Here is a 19,736-nt window from a genome sequence, read left to right as displayed (position 1 = left end):
AGCGGAAAAACGAAAAAAGATCCGGCCGATTGTCGTCTCAGGGCGGGTCCAGCCGCAGCAGCCGCCCCTGCGCGCTGTCGGTCAGCAGGTACAGCCAGCCGTCCGGGCCCTGGCGCACGTCGCGGATGCGCTCGCCCAGGTCTTCCAGCAGGTATTCGTCGCGCAGCACCTGGCCGTCCGCATCCAACTGCAGCCGGTGCAGGCGCCGCGCCGCCAGCGCGCCGACGAACAGGCTGCCGCGCCAGGCGTCGCCATACCGGTCGCTCGTCAGAAAGGCCATGCCCGAGGGCGCGATGGACGGCACCCAGGCGTGCAGCGGCTGCTCCATGCCGGCGCGCTGCGTGCCCTCGCCGATGGGGCCGCCGCCGTAGTTCTCGCCGTAGGTGATGACAGGCCAGCCGTAGTTGCGGCCGGCCTGCGGGCGGTTGATCTCGTCGCCGCCCTGCGGGCCGTGTTCGTGGATCCACAGCCGCCCGTCCGGCCCCCAGGCGGCGCCCTGCGGGTTGCGGTGGCCCCAGCTCCAGATCTCGGGCAGCGCGCCGGGGCGGCCCGCGAGCGGGTTGCCCGGCGCCGCGCCGCCGCCGGGCGACAGGCGCACCACCTTGCCCAGGTGATTGTCCAGCTTCTGCGCGTCGTCCTTGCGGCTGTAGCGCTCGCCCAGGGTCAGGAACAGGTTGCCGTCCGGCGCCTGGACGATGCGGCAGCCGAAATGGTTGCGGCTGGCCACCTTGGGCTGCTGCGAGAACAGCACGCGCACACCCTGCAGCGCGCCTTCCCCCAGCGCCAAGCGCGCGCTGGCCAGCGCCGTGCCGTTGCCGCTGCCGCTGCCGCTGCCGTCCTGCGCCGGCTCGCTGTAGCAAAAGAAGATGCGCTGGTTGCGCGCGAAATCCCGGTCGGTCACCACGTCCAGCAATCCGCCCTGCCCGCCCGCCGCCACCGGCGGCAGGCCCTGCAGCGGCGCGCCGACGCGGCCATCGGCCTCAACCACGCGCATGCGGCCCGGGCGCTCGGTGACCAGGAACCGGCCCTGCGGCAGAAAAGCGAGCGCCCAGGGGTGCACCAGGCCGCGCGCCACCTCGACCACCGACGCCGGCTGCGTCGCGCGCTCCGGTGCCGGCTGCAGCGTTGTCCGGTCCTGGGCTGGCACGGCCGCAGCGCCAGCCAGCGCCAGGCACAGCGCCAGGGCGCGAAATCGAAGGCGCGAGCAGGTCGGCATGGTCATCCTTTCAGGGGACAGGGCGGGCGCCCCAGGCGCTGCCCGGCCAAGCGGCCAGGGCCGGCAAGAAATGCCTGGACCATCGGATTTGACAATCGTTTGGCACGAATGGCTGAAAACAATCAACCGTTTGCTACATTTTTGTAGGAATTCGCGCCGCATCCCTGTGCTACTCTCGCGCCCCATGTCTCGCTGGTTGTGCCTCCTGTTACTGGTTTGCGCAAATTCTTACGCCTCCCCGGCCGAAGAAAAACCGGTTTCCCCCGCTCTTTCCCTGTCCACTCGTGCTCCGCTGATGGCGCAGTTCGATGAGGTGCGCCACAACGTGGCGGATCGCACGTCCGATCTGATCTCCACGGCCATGGGCTTCATCGGCGTGCCCTACCGCCGCGGCGGCAACAGCGCCGAGGCCGGGTTCGATTGCAGTGGCTTCGTGCGCGCCGCCTTCCAGCAGGCGCAGGGCCTGGTGCTGCCGCGCCGCGCCAACGAGCAGGCCGCCGCCACCGAAGTCATCGACCGCAAGGACCTGCAGCCCGGCGACCTGGTGTTCTTCAACACCATGCGCCGCGCCTTCAGCCATGTCGGCATCTACTTGGGCGAAGGCAAGTTCATCCACGCCCCGCGCTCGGGCGCCAAGGTGCGGGTCGAAGACATGCAGGCCTCGTACTGGCAGCGCCGCTTCAACGGCGCGCGCCGCGTGGCCGATGGCGACGCCGACAGCCTGACTGCGCAGGCCCTGGTGCAGGCCAGCGGCAGCGGCTACTGATTCCACGCGCCTGTGCCGGCGCAGGTTTGATCCTGAATCTGCTCATACTGCCAGGCGCGTCTCGGCAGCAGCCTCTTCCGCCCCCGAACACCGCTTTCCGTCCCTACAATCATCTGCCAGTTGTGGGGACGTAGCTCAGCTGGGAGAGCGTCGCGTTCGCAATGCGAAGGTCGGGAGTTCGATCCTCCTCGTCTCCACCACTCTCCAGCGCCATGCCTTATCTGCAGGCGCCTTTTGCCAGCTGATCGCGATTTGGGTGCCAGGCGCCGGCCTGACGCTGCTTCAACCATGACCGCGCTGCGTCCCGCCGCGCTGCTCTGCCACCGCCTTGCGGTGTGGCCGCTGGCGGTGCTGACGCTGTGGGGCGCGTTCTCACCGGCCCTGATCCGCCTGCATCAAAACCAGCGCCGGCCCGCGCCTAGCCCCCGTCTGCCGCTTGTGATTTCATAGCAGTGCGCCGGGGGCTTGCCCCTAGAATGCGCGCTCCATGTCGCTGGTATTCCTCGTCCTGTTGCCCTTTGTCGGAAGCCTGCTGGCGGCCGTGCTGCCGGCGAACGCGCGCAATACCGAGTCGACCCTGGCGGGGATCATCGCAGTGTTCTGCACGGTGCAGACGGCGCTGCAGTTCAGGCACATCGAGGACGGCGGCGTGCTGCGCCAGGACATCGAATGGCTGCCTGCTCTGGGCCTGAACCTGACGCTGCGCATGGACGGCTTCGCCTGGATGTTCGCCATGCTGGTGTTCGGCATCGGCGCGCTGGTGGTGCTGTATGCGCGCTACTACATGTCGCCGTCCGACCCGGTGCCGCGCTTCTTCTCGTTCTTCCTGGCCTTCATGGGCGCCATGGCCGGGGTGGTGCTGTCGGGCAACCTGATCGTGCTGGTGTTCTTCTGGGAGCTGACCAGCCTGTTTTCCTTCCTGCTGATCGGCTACTGGCACCACCGCGAGGACGCGCGGCGCGGCGCGCGCATGGCGCTCACCATCACCGCCAGCGGCGGGCTGTGCCTGCTGGCCGGCGTGCTGGTGCTGGGCCACATCGTCGGCAGCTACGACCTGGACCATGTGCTGGACTCGGCCGACCTGATCCGCGGCCACCCGCTGTACCTGACGGCGCTGGTGCTGGTGCTGCTGGGCGCCTTCACCAAGAGCGCGCAGTTCCCGTTTCAGTTCTGGCTGCCGCACGCCATGGCGGCGCCCACGCCCGTGTCCAGCTACCTGCACTCCGCCACCATGGTCAAGGCCGGGGTGTTCCTGCTGGCGCGGCTGTGGCCGGTGATGGGCGACACCGAGGCCTGGTTCTGGCTGGTCAGCGGCGCGGGGGTGTGCACCTTCCTGGTCGGCGGCTACGCGGCCATCTTCCAGAACGATCTGAAGGGCCTGCTGGCGTACTCGACCATCTCGCACCTGGGGCTGATCATGCTGCTGCTCGGCATGAATAGCCGGCTGGCGGCGGTGGCGGCGGTGTTCCACGTCATGAACCACGCCACGTTCAAGGCCTCGCTGTTCATGGCCGCGGGCATCATCGACCACGAGAGCGGCACGCGCGACATCCGCCGGCTGTCCGGCCTGCGGCACATGATGCCGGTCACCGCCACCCTGGCAGCGGTGGCCAGCGCGGCCATGGCGGGCGTGCCGCTGCTCAACGGCTTCCTGTCCAAGGAGATGTTCTTCGCCGAGACCGTCTACCTGGATGCGTCTCCGGTGGTGGCGGTGCTGCTGCCGGCGGCGGCCACCGTGGGCGGCATGTTCAGCGTGGCGTACTCGCTGCGCTTCGTGGTCGACGTGTTTGGCGGCCCGCCCGCGCGCGACCTGCCGCACACCCCGCACGAGCCGCCGCACTGGATGCGCGTGCCGGTGGAGCTGCTAGTGCTGATCTGCTTGGTGGTCGGCATTTTCCCGGCCTGGGCCGTGGGCCGCTTCCTGGACGCGGCGGCGCTGCCGGTGCTCGGAGGCGCGCTGCCTCCCTTCAGCCTGGCGCTGTGGCACGGCGTGAACACGCCGCTGGTCATGAGCGTGGTGGCCCTGGCCGGCGGCACGGTGCTGTACCTGTTCGTGCGCGCGCAGCGCCGCGCCGGCCGCATGGAGGCGCCGCCGCTGATGTACCGCATCAGCGGCAAGGCGCTGTTCGAGGCGTTGCTGGCGCGCCTGACCTGGGCCGGGCGCTGCGCGCGCCGGGCCCTGTCCACGCAGCGGCTGCAGTGGCAGATGCTGTGGCTGGTGCTGGCCTCGCTGGCCGCCGGCATGCTGCCGGTGTGGCTGGCCGACGGCCCCGAGGCCGGCGCAGGGCGCGCGCTGCTCCCGCTGTCGCCGGCCTTCGTCCTGCTGTGGCTGCTAGGCGCGGTGTGCGCGCTGGCGGCGGCCTGGCAGGCCAAGTACCACCGGCTGGCGGCGCTGGTGCTGATGGGCGGCGCCGGGCTGTGCGTGTGCATCACCTTCCTGTGGTTTTCCGCGCCCGACCTGGCGCTGACCCAGCTGTCGGTGGAGGTGGTGACCACCATCCTGATTCTTTTGGGCCTGCGCTGGCTGCCACGGCGCGACGCCAGCCTGCCGGCGGCCGACCCCAGCGCGCTGCTGGCGCGCGGGCGCCGGCTGCGCGACCTGGGGATCGCGCTGGCCGCCGGTGGCGGGATGGCCTGGCTGGCGTTCGCCATGATGAGCCGGCCGTTCGCCGAGAGCACCTCGACCTTCTTCCTAGAGCAGGCGCTGCCCGGCGGCGGCGGCACCAACGTGGTGAACGTGATGCTGGTGGACTTCCGCGGCTTCGACACCTTCGGCGAGATCGTGGTGCTGGGCATCGTCGCGCTCACCGTGTATGCGCTGCTGCGGCGCTTTCGCCCGGCGCTGGAGACCATGGACCTGCCCGAACAGCAACGCTGGCTGCCCGCCGACCTGCAGACCGACCTGCTGAACCCGCGCAACGCGCAGGACACGGCCATCGGCTACCTGATGGTGCCTGCGGTGCTGGTGCGGCTGCTGCTGCCCTTCACCGCGCTGGTCGCGGTGTACCTGTTCCTGCGCGGGCACGACAAACCGGGCGGCGGCTTCGTCGCCGGGCTGGTGTTCTCGGTCGGGCTGGTGCTGCAGTACATCGTCTCGGGCACGGCCTGGGTCGAGGCCAACATGCGCCTGTTCCCGCGCCGCTGGATCGCCACCGGCATGCTGCTGGCGTTGGCCACCGGGCTGGGCGCGGTGGCGCTGGGCCACCCCTTCCTGACCAGCCACATGGCGCATGTGCGCCTGCCGCTGGTGGGCGAGCTGCACATCGCCAGCGCCATGTTTTTCGACGCCGGGGTGTTCGCGCTGGTGGTCGGCGCGACGCTGCTGATCCTCACCGCCATCGCCCACCAGTCGGTGCGCAGCCACCGCTGGCATGCGCGCCTGCTGGAGGACGAGCAGCAGGCGCTGTCCGCGGTGGTCCGCTACGACGACGACACGCCGGCGCCCGCGCCGGCCGGGGGGGCGCGCCGATGGAGCTGATCCTGGCGCTGGCCATCGGCGTGCTCACCGGCTCGGGCGTGTGGCTGCTGCTGCGCCCGCGCACCTTCCAGGTCATCATGGGCCTGTCGCTGCTGTCGTATGCGGTCAACCTGTTCATCTTCAGCATGGGCCGGCTGGGCCTGACCGTGGGCCACGAGCCGGTGCTGGTGGACGGCGTGCCGACCGACCTGCTGCACTACGCCGACCCGCTGCCACAGGCGCTGGTGCTCACCGCCATCGTCATCGGCTTCGCCATGACGGCGCTGTTCCTCGTGGTGCTGCTGGCCTCGCGCGGCATCACCGGCACCGACCACGTGGATGGCGAGCGCGCGCGCGACGCCCAGGAGATGCCATGAGCGCCTGGGCCGAGTGGGCGGCGCGCTTCATGCCGCACCTGATGCTGGCGCCGATCGCGCTGCCGCTGCTGACCGCCACGCTGACGCTGCTGATGCGCGAGGAGCGCCAGCGCGCCAAGCTGACGCTGAACATCGCCTCCACCGCGCTGGGGCTGGTGGTGGCGGTGGCGCTGCTGCGCTGGTCAAACCAGGCCAGCGCGCCGACCGGCATGGGCGTGTACCTGCAGGGCAACTGGGCTGCGCCGTTCGGCATCGTGTTGGTGCTGGACCGGCTGTCGGCGCTGATGCTGGTGCTGACCAGCGCCATCGCGCTGTGCGCCGTGGTCTTTGCCGGCACGCGCTGGCACCGTGCCGGGGTGCATTTTCACACCCTGTTCCAGCTGCAGCTGATGGGACTGGCGGGTGCCTTCCTGACCGGCGACCTGTTCAACCTGTTCGTGTTCTTCGAGATCATGCTGGCCGCCTCGTACGGCCTGCTGCTGCACGGCTCGGGCCGCGCGCGCGTGCAATCCGGGCTGCACTACATCGCCATCAACCTGGCGGCGTCGTCGCTGTTTTTGATCGGCTCGTCCATGCTGTACGGCATCACCGGCACGCTGAACATGGCCGACCTGGCGCGCAGCGTGCCACTGGTGCTGCAGCAGGACATCGGGCTGCTGCACGCCGCCGCCGCCATCCTGGCCACCGCGTTCCTGATCAAGGCGGCGGTGTGGCCGCTGAACTTCTGGCTGGTGCCGGCCTACGGCGCCGCCGCGGCGCCGGTGGGCGCGCTGTTCGCGGTGATGACCAAGGTCGGCGTGTACACGCTGCTGCGGCTGTGGACGCTGATGTTCGGCGCCGAGGCCGGCGCGTCTGCGCTGTTCGGCGGCGCGTGGCTGATCGGCGCCGGCATGCTGACCATGGCGTTCGGCGGCATCGGCATGTGGTCGTCACAGCGGCCGGTGCACCTGGCGGGCTTCGCGGCGGTGGTCTCGTCGGGCACGGTGCTGGCGGCCGTGGGCTTTGGCCAGAACCACCTCACGGCGGCGCTGCTGTACTACCTGCCGGGATCGACCATGGGGATTGCCGCGCTGTTCCTGCTGGCCGATCTGGTCGAGCGCTGGCGTACCGATGGCACGCCGCTGCTGGCCGACGACGGCAACGAGGCGCCCTTCCTCACGCCCGAGCTGGTGCCGCGCCCGGGGCTGAACCTGGACGACGAGGAAGAGGTGCTGGTCGGCCGCGCCATCCCCGCTGCTGCTGCTCTGCTTGGCCTGGCCTGGCTGGTGTGCACGCTGGTGATCGCCGGCCTTCCGCCGCTGTCGGGCTTCGTCGGCAAGTTCGCCATGCTGTCGGCGCTGCTCAACCCGCTGGGACTGGGTTCCTCCGCTGGGCTGCGCCCGGGCGCAGCCGGGTGGGGCCTGCTGGCGCTGATGATCACCACCGGTCTGTTGTCGCTGCTGGCGCTGACGCGCACCGGCATCCGGCACTTCTGGGCCGCGTCCGAGCGGCTGGCGCCGCGCCTGCACGTGCTGGAAGGCCTGCCGGTGGCGGCGCTGCTGCTGGGCTGCGTGGCGCTGACGCTGCGCGCTGAGCCGGTGCTGCGCTTCACCGAGGCCGCGGCCACCGCGCTGCACGCCCCGGGCACCTACATCCGCGCCGTGCTGGAGACGCGGCCAACCCCCACGCCGCCCGCACCGGCCGCCCCTGCAGCAGCGCCGGACGGCGCCCCCTCCACGGGGAGCGCGTCATGAAGCGCCTGCTGCCCGCGCCGCTGGTCTCCATCGGCCTGTTCATCGTCTGGCTGCTGTTGAACCAGTCGCTGTCCATGGGCCACCTGCTGCTGGCGCTGATCCTGGCGCTGGCGCTGCCCCTGATGTTCGCCTCGCTGCGACCGCAGCAGGTGCGCGTGCGCCGGCCAGGCGCGATCCTGCGGCTGTGCTTCGCTGTCATGGTGGATACCACCGAATCCAACATCGCCGTGCTTCGCGCGCTGCTGCGCCCTGGTCCGCCGCGCTACCCGTCGGGCTTCGTCGTCATCCCGCTGCAGCTGCGCGACCCGAATGCGCTGGCGGTGCTGGCGATGATTGTCTGCATCACGCCCGGCACGTCGTGGGCCGAACTGTCGCTGGACCGCTCGCGCCTGATGCTGCACGTGCTGGAGGTGGCCGATGAGCAGGCCATCATCGCGCACGTCAAGACGCGCTACGAGCGCCCGCTGATGGAGATCTTCGAGTCGTGAACACCGCAGCCCCCTCCTCGTTCCTGATGGCCTGGGCGCTGCCCGGCGCGCTGCTGATCCTGGTGCTGGCGATGCTGCTGTGCCTGGTGCGCGTGGTGCGCGGCCCGAACGCGCAGGACCGCATCCTGGCGTTGGACTGCATGTACCTCGACGGCATGCTGCTGATGCTGCTGCTGGGCATGTACTACGCCAGCCAGCACTACTTCGAGGCGGCGATGCTGATCGCGCTGCTGGGCTTCGTCAGCTCGACGGCGCTGGCCAAGTTCCTGCTGCGCGGCGAGGTCATCGAATGAGCGGAACTACGCTGCCGCTGTGGCTGGACATCGTGGTCTCGGCGCTGGTGCTGGCCGGCGCCTGCATTGCGTTCATGGGGTCATGGGGCCTGCTGCGCCTGCGCAACTACTTCGAGCGCGTGCACGCGCCGTCGATCATCGCCACCCTGGGCTGCTGGTGCGTCATGCACGCCACGCTGATCTACTTTTCGGCCACGGGGCAGCTGGCGCTGCATGCGCTGCTGATCGCGCTGTTCATCGCGGTAACGGTGCCGGTGACCACCATCTTCCTGATGCGCGCGGCGCTGTTCCGTGCGCGGCGCATGGGCGAGAAGGTGCCGCCCAGCCTGAGCGGCAGCGGGCACGATCCGGGCGCCTGAGCGCCGGACCGCCCGCTTTTGCTACTGATACAAGAGCTTTAGGCCCTTATGGATAAAGGGCTACAGGCGCTTTTTGCCTGAATTCAGGCCCAGCCCTTGCGCGCGCTGGCGCGGCGGCGGCCGCGCCGCGCAAGCGCCGCCGTTCAACCCAGCGCCGCGATCACCTCGGGCGGCGCCTGCACCAGCTCGACCAGCACGCCCTCGCCGGCGATCGGAAACTCCGCGCTGGCCTTGGGGTGCAGGAAGGTGATGTCGTGCCCGGCCGCGCCGCGGCGGATGCCGCCCGGCGCGAAGCGCACGCCCTGCGCGGTGAGCCACTCGACGGCGCGTGGCAAGTCGTCGATCCACAGGCCGATGTGGTTCAGCGGCGTGGCGTGTACCGCCGGCTTTTTGTCGATGTCCAGGGGCTGCATGATGTCCACCTCCACCACATGCGCGCCGCGGCCCATGGCCAGGATGTCCTCGTCCACGTTCTCACGCTCGCTGACGAAGGTGCCGGTCTGCGTCAGGCCGAGCATGTCCACCCACAGGGTCTTCATGCGCGCCTTGTCGGTGCCGCCGATGGCGACCTGCTGGATGCCCAGCACCCGGAACGGGCGGGCGGTGGCGGCTGCATTCACGTCATTTGCTCCCTTATTCATAGCTGGATGCCTTTGTAGTACAAGGGCTGGAGGCCGATTTCATTCAAATTCCAGGATGACTTCGTCCACGCTGAGCGAGTCGCCCTTGCCGGCGACCACTTTGGACACCACGCCGTCCTGCGCGGCGAACAGCACGTTCTCCATCTTCATGGCCTCGATGACGGCCAGACGCTCGCCGGCCTGCACTTTTTGGCCGGGCTCCACCGCCACCTGCACCAGCAGGCCGGGCATGGGCGAGAGCAGGAATTTCGACATGTCCGGGGGCGCCTTGTAGGGCATCAGCCGGTACAGCTCGGCGCCGCGCGGCGACAGCACCAGCGCCTCGACCTGCGTGCCGTTGTGCGCGATGCGCAGCGCCAGCGGGTTCTTGCCCGCGCCGCGCTCGACCTGCGCCGTGAAACCCTGGCCATTGCACGCGCCTTGCACGCGGATCTGTCCCAGCCCGGCAATGCTGCTGATGCGGTAGTCCTTGCCGTTCACGTGCACCACGCTGGCGCCCGAGTCGGTGTCGAAGTCCGTCACCGAGACCGGGTGCTGCTGGTGCTGGCCCTCGTGCCCCAGCGTGACGACGACGAACTGCTCGCCCACCTTCACGCCATGCCCGGCCAGCTGCCCGCTGATGCCCGAGGCGCGCGCGCGGTAGCGCCGGTGCATGAAGGCCGCCAGTGCCACCAGGAAATCCGGGTCCTGGTGTGGCACGTCCTCGGCAGAGAAGCCGTGCGCGTAGTGCTCGGCGATGAAGCCGGTGTTGAACTGGCCCGAGACGAACTTCGGGTGCGCCAGCAGCGCCGCCTGGAACGGGATGTTGCTGCTGATGCCGCGGATGACGAAGCCGTTGAGCGCGGCGCGCATCTTGGCGATCGCGTCGCCCCGGTCGGTGCCATGCACGATGAGCTTGGCGATCATCGAGTCGTAGAACATCGGGATCTCGCCGCCCTCGTACACGCCCGTGTCCACCCGCACGCCGAAGCGCTTGTCCGCGTCGGCCTGGAACATCGTCTCCTCGGGTGGCGCGAAGCGCACCAGCCGGCCCGTGGAGGGCAGGAAGTTGCGGAACGGGTCCTCGGCGTTGATGCGGCACTCGATGGCCCAGCCCTCGCGCTTCACGTCGGCCTGGGCCAGCGGCAGCGGCTCGCCGGCGGCCACGCGGATCATCAGCTCCACCAGGTCCAGCCCGGTGATGCACTCGGTCACCGGGTGCTCGACCTGCAGCCGGGTGTTCATCTCCAGGAAGTAGAAGTCCTGGTCCTTGCCGACCACGAACTCCACCGTGCCGGCGCTCTGGTACTTCACGGCCTTGGCCAGCTGCACGGCCTGCTCGCCCATCGCCTTGCGGGTGGCGTCGGAGATGAAGGGCGACGGTGCCTCCTCGATGACTTTTTGGTGCCGGCGCTGGATGGAGCACTCGCGCTCGTTCAGGTAGATCACGTTGCCGTGGGCGTCGCCCAGCACCTGGATCTCGATGTGGCGCGGCTCCTGCACGAATTTCTCGATGAACACGCGGTCGTCGCCAAAGCTGTTGCGCGCCTCGTTCTGGCAGCTGGCAAAGCCTTCGTGGGCCTCCTTGTCGTTGAAGGCCACGCGCAGGCCCTTGCCGCCGCCGCCGGCGCTGGCCTTGATCATGACCGGATAGCCGATCCCGCGGGCGATCTCCACGGCCTGGTCGGGCGAGGCAATGGGCTCGTTGTAGCCGGGGATGCAGCTCACGCCGGCCTCTTGCGCCAGCTTCTTGGAGGCGATCTTGTCGCCCATGGCGGCAATCGAATGCGCCTTGGGGCCGATGAAGGCCAGGCCCTCATCTTCGACCTTCTTGGCGAACGCTTCGTTTTCCGACAGGAAGCCGTAGCCCGGGTGGATGGCCTGCGCACCCGTCTGCTTGGCGGCGGCGATGATGCGATCGGCCTGCAGGTACGAATCGCGGCTGGGCGCGGCGCCGATGTGCACGGCCTCGTCGGCCAGCTGCACATGGCGGGCGCTGCGGTCGGCGTCGGAATAGACGGCGACGGTGGCGATGCCCATCTTGCGGGCGGTGGCGATCACGCGGCAGGCGATTTCGCCGCGGTTGGCGATGAGGATTTTTGTGAACATGATGTGAGGAATAAGGAGCGCCTCAGGCCTTGGTGGAGGCCATCAGATCCAGCTCGACGCTGGCGTTCTTGGGCAACTGGAATACGCCGACGGAGGTGCGGGAGTGCCGCCCGGCTTCGCCGAGCACGTCAAAGAGCACGGCGGACGCGCCGTCCGCCACTTCGCTGTGGAGCGTGAACGATTCGGTGCATTGCACGAAAACCGTGATGCGCAGGATGCGGCTCACCTGCTCCAGGCTGCCGAACTGGCGGCGCAGCAGGGCCAGGGCGCGCAGCGCGCAGATCCTGGCTGCCAGCTGCGCTTGCTCCAGCGACACCTCGGCGCCCACGCGGCCGGTGACGACGACGCTGTCACCCACGCGGGGCACCTGGCCGCTGACATAGGCCACCCCCACGTCAACGACCAAGGGCGTGTAGTTGCCGCCGATCTTGATCTCGCCGTCGAATGAATAACCCAGGCGCCGGGCCAGGTCGTCAAAGCGTTGATCCGCATTCATCGCGCGCGCTCCCTCAGAGCGGGATGTTCCCGTGCTTGCGCCATGGGTTCTCCAGCTTCTTCTCGCGCAGCATGACCAGGCTGCGGCAGATGCGCTTGCGCGTTTCGTGCGGCAGGATCACGTCGTCGATGAAGCCGCGCGCACCGGCGACGAACGGATTGGCAAAGCGCTCCTTGTACTCGGCCTCGCGGGCGGCCAGCTTCACCGGGTCGTTCTTGTCCTCGCGGAAGATGATCTCCACCGCGCCCTTGGCGCCCATCACGGCGATCTCGGCGTGGGGCCAGGCCAGGTTCACGTCGCCGCGCAGATGCTTGGAACTCATCACGTCGTACGCGCCGCCGTAAGCCTTGCGGGTGATGACCGTGATCTTGGGCACCGTGCACTCGGCATAGGCAAACAGCAGCTTGGCGCCGTGCTTGATGATGCCGCCGTACTCCTGCGACGTGCCGGGCATGAAGCCGGGCACGTCCACGAAGGTCACCACGGGGATATTGAAGGCGTCGCAAAAGCGCACGAAGCGCGCGGCCTTGATGCTGCTCTTGATGTCCAGGCAGCCGGCCAGCACCAGCGGCTGGTTGGCGACGATGCCCACGGTCTGCCCCTCCATGCGGGCGAAGCCGATGAGGATGTTCTTGGCGTAGTCGGGCTGCAGTTCGAAGAAGTCGCCGTCGTCCACGGTCTTGGCGATCAGCTCCTTCATGTCGTACGGCTGGTTGGGGTTGGCCGGCACCAGCGTGTCCAGGCTCATGTCGGCGCGGTCGGCCGGGTCGTTGCTGGGGCGCACCGGCGCCTTCTCGCGGTTGTTCAGGGGCAGGTAGTTGTACAGGCGGCGCAGCATCATCAGCGCCTCGACGTCGTTGTCGAAGGCCATGTCGGCCACGCCGCTCTTGGTGGTGTGGGTGATGGCCCCGCCCAGCTCCTCGGCCGTCACCTCCTCGTGCGTCACGGTCTTCACCACGTCCGGGCCGGTCACGAACATGTACGAGCTGTCCTTGACCATGAAGATGAAGTCGGTCATGGCGGGCGAGTACACGGCGCCTCCGGCGCAGGGGCCCATGATCATGCTGATCTGCGGCACCACGCCGGAAGCCAGCACGTTGCGCTGGAACACGTCGGCGTAGCCGCCCAGGGACGCCACGCCCTCCTGGATGCGCGCGCCGCCCGAGTCGTTCAGGCCGATCACGGGCGCGCCCACTTTCATCGCCTGGTCCATGACCTTGCAGATCTTCTCGGCGTGCGTCTCCGACAGCGCCCCGCCGAACACGGTGAAGTCCTGGCTGAAGACGAACACCAGGCGGCCGTTGATCATGCCGTAGCCCGTCACCACGCCGTCGCCGGGGATCTTGGAGTCCTGCATGCCGAAGTCGGTGCAGCGGTGCTCGACGAACATGTCCCATTCCTCGAACGTGCCGTCGTCCAGCAGCAGCTCGATGCGCTCGCGCGCGGTGAGCTTGCCCTTCTTGTGCTGCGCGTCGATGCGCTTTAGGCCGCCGCCCAGGCGGGCCTGCTCGCGCTTTTTCTCCAGTTGGTCGAGGATGGTTTGCATGGTGAAGCTCGTCCTTGTAGTGAACCGCTGAACGGTTGATTTGCTATTTAAATGATAGCTCTCGACGCTTGACTGGATTGCGCTGAGAGCAGATTTCGTGCTGCAGTGCTGGCGGCGATGCGCCCGGCTGCGACGTCTTGCTGCATTTGCGGCAGCAAGGCCCTGACCTCCGGATGCTGGCGAAACGCCTGCTTGAGGCCTGCGTCGATGCGCTCCCACATCCAGGCCAGCGCCTGGCGCTCGCGCCGCGCCGCCAGCCGGCCGTTGGCGGTCTGCTGCGCGCGGAACTCGCTCACAGCGGCCCAGAACTCGTCCACGCCCTGGCTCTGCAGCGCGCTGATCGTGATGACCTTGGGACGCCACACCAGCCCGGCCTTCCAGTCGTGGTCGGGATTGCCGTGCAGCATCAGCAGCCGCAGGCTGGAGGTGATCTGCGCCTGCGCGCGCATGGCGGCATGGGGATCGATGTCGGCCTTGTTGATGACCACCAGGTCGGCCAGCTCCATCACGCCCTTCTTGATGGCCTGCAGGTCGTCGCCGGCATTGGGCAGCTGCAGCACGCAGAACATGTCTGTCATGCCGTGCACCGCGATCTCGCTCTGGCCCACCCCGACGGTCTCGACGACGACCACGTCGTAGCCGGCGGCCTCGCACACCAGCAGGCTCTCGCGCGTCTTCTCGGCCACGCCGCCCAGGGTGCCGCCGCTGGGGCTGGGGCGGATGTAGGCGTGCTCGTGCACGGACAACTGTTCCATGCGCGTCTTGTCGCCCAGGATGGAGCCACCGGAGACGGTGGAGGACGGGTCGATGGCCAGCACCGCCACCTTCAGGCCGTGCTCGCGGATGAGATGCAGGCCCAGCGCCTCGATGAAGGTGGACTTGCCGACGCCGGGCACACCGCTGATCCCCAGGCGCAGCGCGCGCCCGGTATGCGGCAACAGCGCGGTCAGCAGTTCGTCGGCCTGTGCGCGGTGGTCGGCGCGGGTCGATTCCAGCAGCGTGATGGCCTTAGCCATAGCGCGGCGGCGCACCGCTGGGGCGCCATGCAGCAGGGGTTCCAGCAGGAGGTGGGTCATGCCATCCAGTCGTTGGGAAACGGGGCGCCTCGCATCAAGCGGCGCAGCGGCGCCGGCTTGCAGCGTCCGCACTTCATGCCGCGATGCTGGCCTTGATCTGCTCCAGCACGCCCTTGGCACTGGCCGGGATCGGCGTGCCCGGGCCGTAGATGCCCTTCACGCCCGCCTGCCACAGGAAGTCATAGTCCTGCGCCGGGATCACGCCACCGACGAAGACGATGATGTCGTCCGCGCCCTGCTTTTTCAGCGCCTGAATGATGGCCGGCACCAGCGTCTTGTGGCCGGCGGCCAGGGTCGAGACGCCGATGGCGTGCACGTCGTTTTCGATGGCCTGGCGCGCGCATTCCTCGGGGGTCTGGAACAGCGGACCGATGTCCACGTCGAACCCCAGATCGGCAAACGCGGTGGACACCACCTTGGCGCCGCGGTCGTGCCCATCCTGGCCCAGCTTGGCGATCATCACGCGCGGACGACGGCCCTGGGCCTCGGCGAATTCGGCGATCTCTCCCTTGAGCCTTTCCCACCCCTCGGCGCCCTCGTACGCGGTGGCATAGACGCCGGTGACCATCTGCGTGTCGGCGCGGTGCCGGCCGAAGGACTGCTCCAGCGCATCCGAGACCTCGCCCACCGTGGCGCGCGCGCGGATGGCGTCGATGGCCAGCCCCAACAGGTTGCCCTCGCCGCTTTCTGCTGCAGAACTGAGAGCAGCCAACGCTTGGCTGACGCGGGCTGCATCGCGTTTTTGCTTGATATCGTTCAGCCGGGCGATCTGGCTGTCGCGCACCTTGACGTTGTCCACCTCCAGGATATCAACGGGGTCTTCCTTGGCCAGCTTGTACTTGTTCACGCCAACGATGACCTCCTTGCCCGAGTCGATGCGTGCCTGCTTCTCGGCGGCGGCGGCCTCGATCTTCAGCTTCGCCCAGCCCGAATCCACGGCGGCGGTCATGCCGCCCATGGCCTCGACCTCTTCGATGATCTTCCAGGCGGCGTCCGCCATGTCCTGGGTCAGCTTCTCCATCATGTACGAGCCGGCCCATGGGTCGATCACGTTGGTGATGTGCGTTTCTTCCTGAATGATCAGCTGGGTGTTGCGCGCGATGCGGGCGGAAAATTCGGTCGGCAGGGCGATCGCCTCGTCCAACGCGTTGGTGTGCAGGCTCTGCGTGCCGCCGAACACGGCCGCCATGGCCTCGATGGTGGTGCGCACCACGTTGTTGTAGGGGTCCTGCTCGGTCAGGCTCCAGCCGCTGGTCTGGCAGTGCGTGCGCAGCATCAGGCTCTTGGGCTTCTTGGCGTTGAAGCCTTTCATGATGCGGCACCACAGCAGGCGCGCGGCGCGCATCTTGGCGATCTCCAAGTAGAAGTTCATGCCGATCGCCCAGAAGAACGACAGCCGTCCCGCGAAGTCGTCCACGTCCATGCCCTTGGCGATGGCGGTCTTCACGTATTCCTTGCCGTCGGCCAGGGTGAAGGCCAGCTCCAGCGCCTGGTTCGCGCCGGCTTCCTGCATGTGGTAGCCCGAGATCGAGATCGAGTTGAACTTGGGCATGTGCCGGCTCGTGTACTCGATGATGTCGCCGATGATGCGCATCGACGGCTTCGGGGGGTAGATGTAGGTGTTGCGGACCATGAACTCCTTGAGGATGTCGTTCTGGATGGTCCCCGACAGCTGGTCTTGGCTGACGCCCTGCTCCTCGGCCGCCACCACGTAGCCGGCCAGCACCGGTAGGACGGCGCCGTTCATGGTCATGGACACGCTGACCTTGTCCAGCGGAATGCCGTCGAACAGGATCTTCATATCCTCCACGCTGTCGATGGCCACGCCGGCCTTGCCGACGTCGCCCGTCACGCGCGGGTGGTCGCTGTCGTAGCCGCGGTGCGTGGCCAGGTCGAACGCCACCGACACGCCCTGCCCGCCCGCGGCCAGCGCCTTGCGATAGAAGGCGTTGGATTCCTCGGCCGTGGAAAAGCCCGCGTACTGGCGAATGGTCCAGGGCCGCACCGCATACATCGTGGCCTGCGGGCCGCGCACGTAGGGCTCGAAGCCCGGCAGCGTGTTGGCATACGGCAGGCCCCGCGTGTCCTCGGCGGTGTACAGCGGCTTGACGGTGATGCCGTCCGGCGTGACCCAGTTCAAGGCCTGCACGTCCCCGCCGGGAGCAGACTTGGCGGCTGCCTTGGCCCAGTCCTGCAGGCTGGCGGGCGTGAAAGAGGAGTCGGGTTGCTGGCTCATGGGAAGGAAAGTGGTTCGCAAGGTTGGCGGATGCGCCCGCAGCGGTACGCTGTCGTTCGCCCATTCACCCGAGTTTACCCGAACCATAATTATTAATTCATAACTTTCCTGCGTTACATTCCGCGCATGTCCGTCCTTTCCCTCACTCCCAAGGCACTGTACGAACAGGTGGCCGAGCAGCTGCGCCAGCGCATCTTCCGGCGCGAATTGCAGCCGGGCGGCTGGATCGACGAGCTGAAGATCGCCGAGGAGCTGGGCATCAGCCGCACGCCGCTGCGCGAAGCGCTGAAGGTGCTGGCCGCCGAAGGGCTGGTGACCATGAAAGTACGCCGCGGCGCCTATGTCACCGAGATGAGCGACAAGGACCTGCGCGACGTCTACCACCTGCTGGCGCTGCTGGAGTCCGACGCCGCCGCCGTGGTCGCCGCGCGTGCCACGCCGGCGCAGCTGCAGGAGCTGGAGACGCTGCATGCCGAGCTGACGGCCGCCACCTACGACCGCGAACGCTTCTTTGCGTTGAACGAGCGCTTTCACATGCGCCTGCTGGAGCTGGCCGACAACCGCTGGCGCGGCCAGCTGGTGGCCGACCTGCGCAAGGTCATGAAGCTGAACCGGCACAACTCGCTGCTCAAGCAAGGCCGCATCCAGGAGTCCCTGGCCGAGCACGACACGCTGATGGCGGCGCTGCGCGCCCGCGATGCGGCCGGCACGGCACACGCCATGCAGGTGCATTTCACCAACGGGCTGGAAGCCGCCGGCTGACGGCGGCGATACCCCGGCGCCGGCGCGCCGGCGGCTGATCGGCTATCGTCGCGCCCGGCGGGCGGCGCCCTCGTGGCGCCCGCCCTTTTTGTTGCCCTTTGGTTTCCTTCCTGCGGCTGATGGTGGAGCATTTTTTCTGGCTGAATCCCGGGCCCGGCACACCACTGCCTTTCCATCACGACCCGGCATTGGTGCTGCTGTCGGTGGCCGTGGCGGTTGCCAGCGCGGCCCTGGGCCTGCATCTGGCGGAGACGACCCGGCGCCTGCCGCCTGGCACGCAGCGCCGCCGGCTGGCGCTGCTGGGTGGTGCGGCGGCGTTGGGCACAGGTATCTGGGCCATGCACTTCATCGGCATGCTGGCACTGCGCCTGCCGGTGTCCGTCAGCTACCGGTTGCCGCTGACGGCGCTGTCGCTGCTGCCGGCGCTGCTGGCAGCCTGGGTCGCGCTGCGGGTGCTGGCCCGGCCATACGTCAGCCGGGCGCAGTGGCTGGCCAGTGGCTGCGTGCTCGGCCTGGGCGTCGGTGCCATGCACTACAGCGGCATGGCAGCCATGCAGCTGCAACCGCTACTGCGCCACGAGCCTCTGGCCTTCGTCGCTTCACTGGCGCTATCCGTGGCGCTGGCGCTGCTCGCACTGTGGCTGCGCCTGGCACTGCCGCGGCGCAGCACTTGGGCGCAGCACGCCATGCCGCTGCTATCAGCGCTGGCGCTGGGGCTGGCGTTCGCGGCCATGCACTACACCGGCATGCACGCTGCGCGCTTCATTGGCTTGCCCGACTCCGAGGCGCCCTTGCCGTCGGGCTGGCGCCATCCGCTGGCGCTGGCGGTGGCGCTGACCACCCTGGGTGTGGGACTGCTGGCCCTGCTGCTAGACGCCTTGCTGCGCTACCGCGCGCTGTACCGGCGCGTGCGCGGCAATGAGGAACGGCTGCAGGCGCTGGTGGACACCGCCGTGGACGCCATCGTCACCATCGACGCGCACGGCCTGATCCAGGATTTCAACCGCTCGGCCGAGCGCATCTTCGGCTGGAGCGCGGCCGAGGTCTATGGCCGCAACGTCACCCTGCTGATGCCCGAGCCGTTTCGCGGCGCGCACGACTGGCACCTGCAGCGCTACCTGCAAACCGGCCAGGCACACGTCATCGGCACTGCACGCGAAGTGCTCGGCGTGCGCAAGGACGGCAGCCGGCTGCCGCTGCGACTGGCGGTGGGCCGCTCGGGCACCCGGCAGCGGCCGGTGTTCGTCGGCTTCCTGACCGATCTGACCGCGCTCAAGCAGACCCAGGCTCAGCTGCGCATTGCCGCCAGCGTGTTCCACCACAGCAACGAAGCAGTGCTGATCCTGGACGCCGGGCTGCAGGTGACGGACCTGAACCCGGCCTTCGAGCGCCTGATGGGTGTGACGCGCCTGGGCGCCATGCGGCAGGACATCGAGCACTGGTGGCCCGACATGGATTCCGAACCGCTGTGGGCGGCGGTGCGCGAGCGTGGGCGCTGGCAGGGCGAACTGGCGGCGCGCACCGCCCTTGGCGACGCGCTGGTGCAGCACCTGTCGATCGCCGCGGTGCAAGACGGTGACCAGCCGGCGCGGCACTTCATCGTCGTCATCCGCGATGTCACCCAGGCCCGCCGGAACCAGCAGGAGCTGGAGCGCATCGCCCTGTACGACGCGCTGACCGGCCTGCCCAACCGTCGGCTGCTGATGGACCGGTTGCGCCAGGCCATGGCCCAGGCGCAGCGCAGCGGCCAGTTGCTGGCGGTGTGCTTCCTAGACCTGGACGGCTTCAAGCAGGTCAACGACCGGCACGGGCACGAGGCCGGCGACATCCTGCTGGTCGAAGTCGGCCGGCGCGTGCAGGCGCTGCTGCGCGCGCACGACACGCTGGCGCGGCTGGGCGGCGACGAGATGGCGCTGCTGCTGGGCGAGCTGGACACGCCCGACGCCGGCCTGCCAGTGCTGCGGCGCGTGCTGGATGCCGTGCGCCAGCCGGTGACGCTGCCGGGCGGGACCGGCCAGGTGTCCGTCAGCCTGGGCTTCGCGCTTTACCCGCTGGACGGAGCCAGCGCCGACGCGCTGCTGCGCCATGCCGACCAGGCGATGTACCAGTCCAAGCAGGCCGGCAAGGACCGCATCTGCCGCCACGGCGCCAGAGCGGTCACCGGCACGCAGGGGGCGCCGGTATGATTGCGGGTTTTCCCGC

General features: G+C 68.7%; 17 protein-coding genes and 1 tRNA gene. 11 read left to right on the top strand and 7 right to left on the bottom strand.

Annotated features, from left to right (window positions below):
- Positions 1 to 37: 37 nt before the first annotated feature.
- On the bottom strand, positions 38 to 1,222 hold the full coding sequence (locus BLQ61_RS02230) for a PQQ-dependent sugar dehydrogenase (protein ID WP_245703779.1): 1,185 nt from the start codon (positions 1,220 to 1,222) through the stop codon (positions 38 to 40).
- 289 nt (positions 1,223 to 1,511) lie between these two features.
- Here BLQ61_RS02230 and BLQ61_RS02225 point away from each other — a divergent pair, with 289 nt between their 5' ends.
- The 9 genes from BLQ61_RS02225 to mnhG all read left to right on the top strand — a co-directional run bounded on the left by BLQ61_RS02225 (position 1,512) and on the right by mnhG (position 8,689).
- Entirely contained in the window at positions 1,512 to 1,982 is a 471-nt protein-coding gene (locus tag BLQ61_RS02225; RefSeq protein WP_425415595.1) for a C40 family peptidase, read from the top strand.
- 124 nt (positions 1,983 to 2,106) lie between these two features.
- A tRNA-Ala gene (locus BLQ61_RS02220) sits at positions 2,107 to 2,182 on the top strand.
- Between the two features lie 88 nt (positions 2,183 to 2,270).
- Entirely contained in the window at positions 2,271 to 2,432 is a 162-nt protein-coding gene (locus BLQ61_RS17290; RefSeq protein WP_175488186.1) for a hypothetical protein, read from the top strand.
- Between the two features lie 37 nt (positions 2,433 to 2,469).
- Positions 2,470 to 5,460, top strand: a complete 2,991-nt coding sequence (locus BLQ61_RS02215; protein WP_091566172.1) for a monovalent cation/H+ antiporter subunit A — start codon at positions 2,470 to 2,472, stop codon at positions 5,458 to 5,460.
- Positions 5,451 to 5,816 carry a Na+/H+ antiporter subunit C gene (locus BLQ61_RS02210; RefSeq protein ID WP_091566169.1) on the top strand — a complete coding sequence of 122 codons (366 nt, stop codon included), beginning with the start codon at positions 5,451 to 5,453 and terminating at the stop codon, positions 5,814 to 5,816. Before BLQ61_RS02215 ends, BLQ61_RS02210 begins: the two co-directional genes overlap by 10 nt.
- Positions 5,813 to 7,549: a monovalent cation/H+ antiporter subunit D gene (locus tag BLQ61_RS02205; RefSeq protein WP_091566166.1), complete on the top strand. Its 1,737-nt coding sequence runs from the start codon at positions 5,813 to 5,815 to the stop codon at positions 7,547 to 7,549. The genes BLQ61_RS02210 and BLQ61_RS02205 overlap by 4 nt, the downstream gene beginning before the upstream one ends.
- A complete protein-coding gene (locus BLQ61_RS02200) occupies positions 7,546 to 8,037 on the top strand; it encodes a Na+/H+ antiporter subunit E (protein ID WP_091566164.1) in 492 nt (163 codons plus the stop codon). Before BLQ61_RS02205 ends, BLQ61_RS02200 begins: the two co-directional genes overlap by 4 nt.
- 26 nt (positions 8,038 to 8,063) lie before the next feature.
- Positions 8,064 to 8,330 carry a K+/H+ antiporter subunit F gene (locus tag BLQ61_RS02195; protein ID WP_091566482.1) on the top strand — a complete coding sequence of 89 codons (267 nt, stop codon included), beginning with the start codon at positions 8,064 to 8,066 and terminating at the stop codon, positions 8,328 to 8,330.
- Complete coding sequence (gene mnhG, locus BLQ61_RS02190; RefSeq protein ID WP_091566161.1) at positions 8,327 to 8,689, top strand: monovalent cation/H(+) antiporter subunit G; 363 nt, start codon at positions 8,327 to 8,329, stop codon at positions 8,687 to 8,689. Before BLQ61_RS02195 ends, mnhG begins: the two co-directional genes overlap by 4 nt.
- A gap of 143 nt (positions 8,690 to 8,832) precedes the next feature.
- Here mnhG and BLQ61_RS02185 read toward each other — a convergent pair whose 3' ends face one another.
- The 6 genes from BLQ61_RS02185 to scpA all read right to left on the bottom strand — a co-directional run bounded on the left by BLQ61_RS02185 (position 8,833) and on the right by scpA (position 16,772).
- Positions 8,833 to 9,330 (bottom strand): VOC family protein, encoded by a 498-nt coding sequence (locus tag BLQ61_RS02185; protein ID WP_091566158.1) that lies wholly within the window; start codon positions 9,328 to 9,330, stop codon positions 8,833 to 8,835.
- A 39-nt stretch (positions 9,331 to 9,369) separates the two neighbouring features.
- Entirely contained in the window at positions 9,370 to 11,418 is a 2,049-nt protein-coding gene (locus tag BLQ61_RS02180) for an acetyl-CoA carboxylase biotin carboxylase subunit (RefSeq protein ID WP_091566156.1), read from the bottom strand.
- Positions 11,419 to 11,440: 22 nt separating this feature from the next.
- Positions 11,441 to 11,914 (bottom strand): RidA family protein, encoded by a 474-nt coding sequence (locus tag BLQ61_RS02175; RefSeq protein WP_091566153.1) that lies wholly within the window; start codon positions 11,912 to 11,914, stop codon positions 11,441 to 11,443.
- 13 nt (positions 11,915 to 11,927) lie between these two features.
- Positions 11,928 to 13,460, bottom strand: coding sequence for an acyl-CoA carboxylase subunit beta (locus BLQ61_RS02170; RefSeq protein WP_091566151.1), 1,533 nt, complete (start codon positions 13,458 to 13,460; stop codon positions 11,928 to 11,930).
- A gap of 47 nt (positions 13,461 to 13,507) precedes the next feature.
- Positions 13,508 to 14,536, bottom strand: a complete 1,029-nt coding sequence (gene meaB, locus BLQ61_RS02165; RefSeq protein ID WP_091566148.1) for a methylmalonyl Co-A mutase-associated GTPase MeaB — start codon at positions 14,534 to 14,536, stop codon at positions 13,508 to 13,510.
- Between the two features lie 73 nt (positions 14,537 to 14,609).
- Complete coding sequence (gene scpA / locus BLQ61_RS02160) at positions 14,610 to 16,772, bottom strand: methylmalonyl-CoA mutase (RefSeq protein ID WP_091566145.1); 2,163 nt, start codon at positions 16,770 to 16,772, stop codon at positions 14,610 to 14,612.
- Between the two features lie 126 nt (positions 16,773 to 16,898).
- On the opposite strand from scpA, the gene BLQ61_RS02155 reads away from it, so the two are divergent.
- Both BLQ61_RS02155 and BLQ61_RS02150 read left to right on the top strand, forming a co-directional pair.
- Positions 16,899 to 17,534, top strand: a complete 636-nt coding sequence (locus tag BLQ61_RS02155; RefSeq protein WP_091566143.1) for a GntR family transcriptional regulator — start codon at positions 16,899 to 16,901, stop codon at positions 17,532 to 17,534.
- A gap of 98 nt (positions 17,535 to 17,632) precedes the next feature.
- Complete coding sequence (locus BLQ61_RS02150) at positions 17,633 to 19,720, top strand: diguanylate cyclase domain-containing protein (protein WP_091566140.1); 2,088 nt, start codon at positions 17,633 to 17,635, stop codon at positions 19,718 to 19,720.
- Positions 19,721 to 19,736 lie beyond the last annotated feature (16 nt).

The sequence above is a fragment of the Oryzisolibacter propanilivorax genome, from assembly GCF_900103645.1.
Classification (GTDB): Bacteria; Pseudomonadota; Gammaproteobacteria; order Burkholderiales; family Burkholderiaceae_C; genus Melaminivora; species Melaminivora propanilivorax.
Note: the sequence above shows the minus strand (reverse complement) of the source record. Positions and strands in the feature narration are given on the sequence as shown.

Excerpts from the sequence above, each read along its gene's own strand:
- BLQ61_RS02205 (WP_091566166.1), top strand. The coding sequence starts at position 5,813 with ATGAGCGCCTGGGCCGAGTGGGCGGCGCGCTTCATGCCGCACCTGATG.
- BLQ61_RS02170 (WP_091566151.1), bottom strand. The coding sequence starts at position 13,460 with ATGCAAACCATCCTCGACCAACTGGAGAAAAAGCGCGAGCAGGCCCGC.
- mnhG (WP_091566161.1), top strand. The coding sequence starts at position 8,327 with ATGAGCGGAACTACGCTGCCGCTGTGGCTGGACATCGTGGTCTCGGCG.
- BLQ61_RS02230 (WP_245703779.1), bottom strand. The coding sequence starts at position 1,222 with ATGACCATGCCGACCTGCTCGCGCCTTCGATTTCGCGCCCTGGCGCTG.
- scpA (WP_091566145.1), bottom strand. The coding sequence starts at position 16,772 with ATGAGCCAGCAACCCGACTCCTCTTTCACGCCCGCCAGCCTGCAGGAC.
- BLQ61_RS02195 (WP_091566482.1), top strand. The coding sequence starts at position 8,064 with ATGGCCTGGGCGCTGCCCGGCGCGCTGCTGATCCTGGTGCTGGCGATG.
- BLQ61_RS02200 (WP_091566164.1), top strand. The coding sequence starts at position 7,546 with ATGAAGCGCCTGCTGCCCGCGCCGCTGGTCTCCATCGGCCTGTTCATC.
- BLQ61_RS02155 (WP_091566143.1), top strand. The coding sequence starts at position 16,899 with ATGTCCGTCCTTTCCCTCACTCCCAAGGCACTGTACGAACAGGTGGCC.
- BLQ61_RS17290 (WP_175488186.1), top strand. The coding sequence starts at position 2,271 with ATGACCGCGCTGCGTCCCGCCGCGCTGCTCTGCCACCGCCTTGCGGTG.
- BLQ61_RS02215 (WP_091566172.1), top strand. The coding sequence starts at position 2,470 with ATGTCGCTGGTATTCCTCGTCCTGTTGCCCTTTGTCGGAAGCCTGCTG.
- BLQ61_RS02185 (WP_091566158.1), bottom strand. The coding sequence starts at position 9,330 with ATGAATAAGGGAGCAAATGACGTGAATGCAGCCGCCACCGCCCGCCCG.
- BLQ61_RS02175 (WP_091566153.1), bottom strand. The coding sequence starts at position 11,914 with ATGAATGCGGATCAACGCTTTGACGACCTGGCCCGGCGCCTGGGTTAT.
- BLQ61_RS02180 (WP_091566156.1), bottom strand. The coding sequence starts at position 11,418 with ATGTTCACAAAAATCCTCATCGCCAACCGCGGCGAAATCGCCTGCCGC.
- meaB (WP_091566148.1), bottom strand. The coding sequence starts at position 14,536 with ATGACCCACCTCCTGCTGGAACCCCTGCTGCATGGCGCCCCAGCGGTG.
- BLQ61_RS02225 (WP_425415595.1), top strand. The coding sequence starts at position 1,512 with ATGGCGCAGTTCGATGAGGTGCGCCACAACGTGGCGGATCGCACGTCC.
- BLQ61_RS02210 (WP_091566169.1), top strand. The coding sequence starts at position 5,451 with ATGGAGCTGATCCTGGCGCTGGCCATCGGCGTGCTCACCGGCTCGGGC.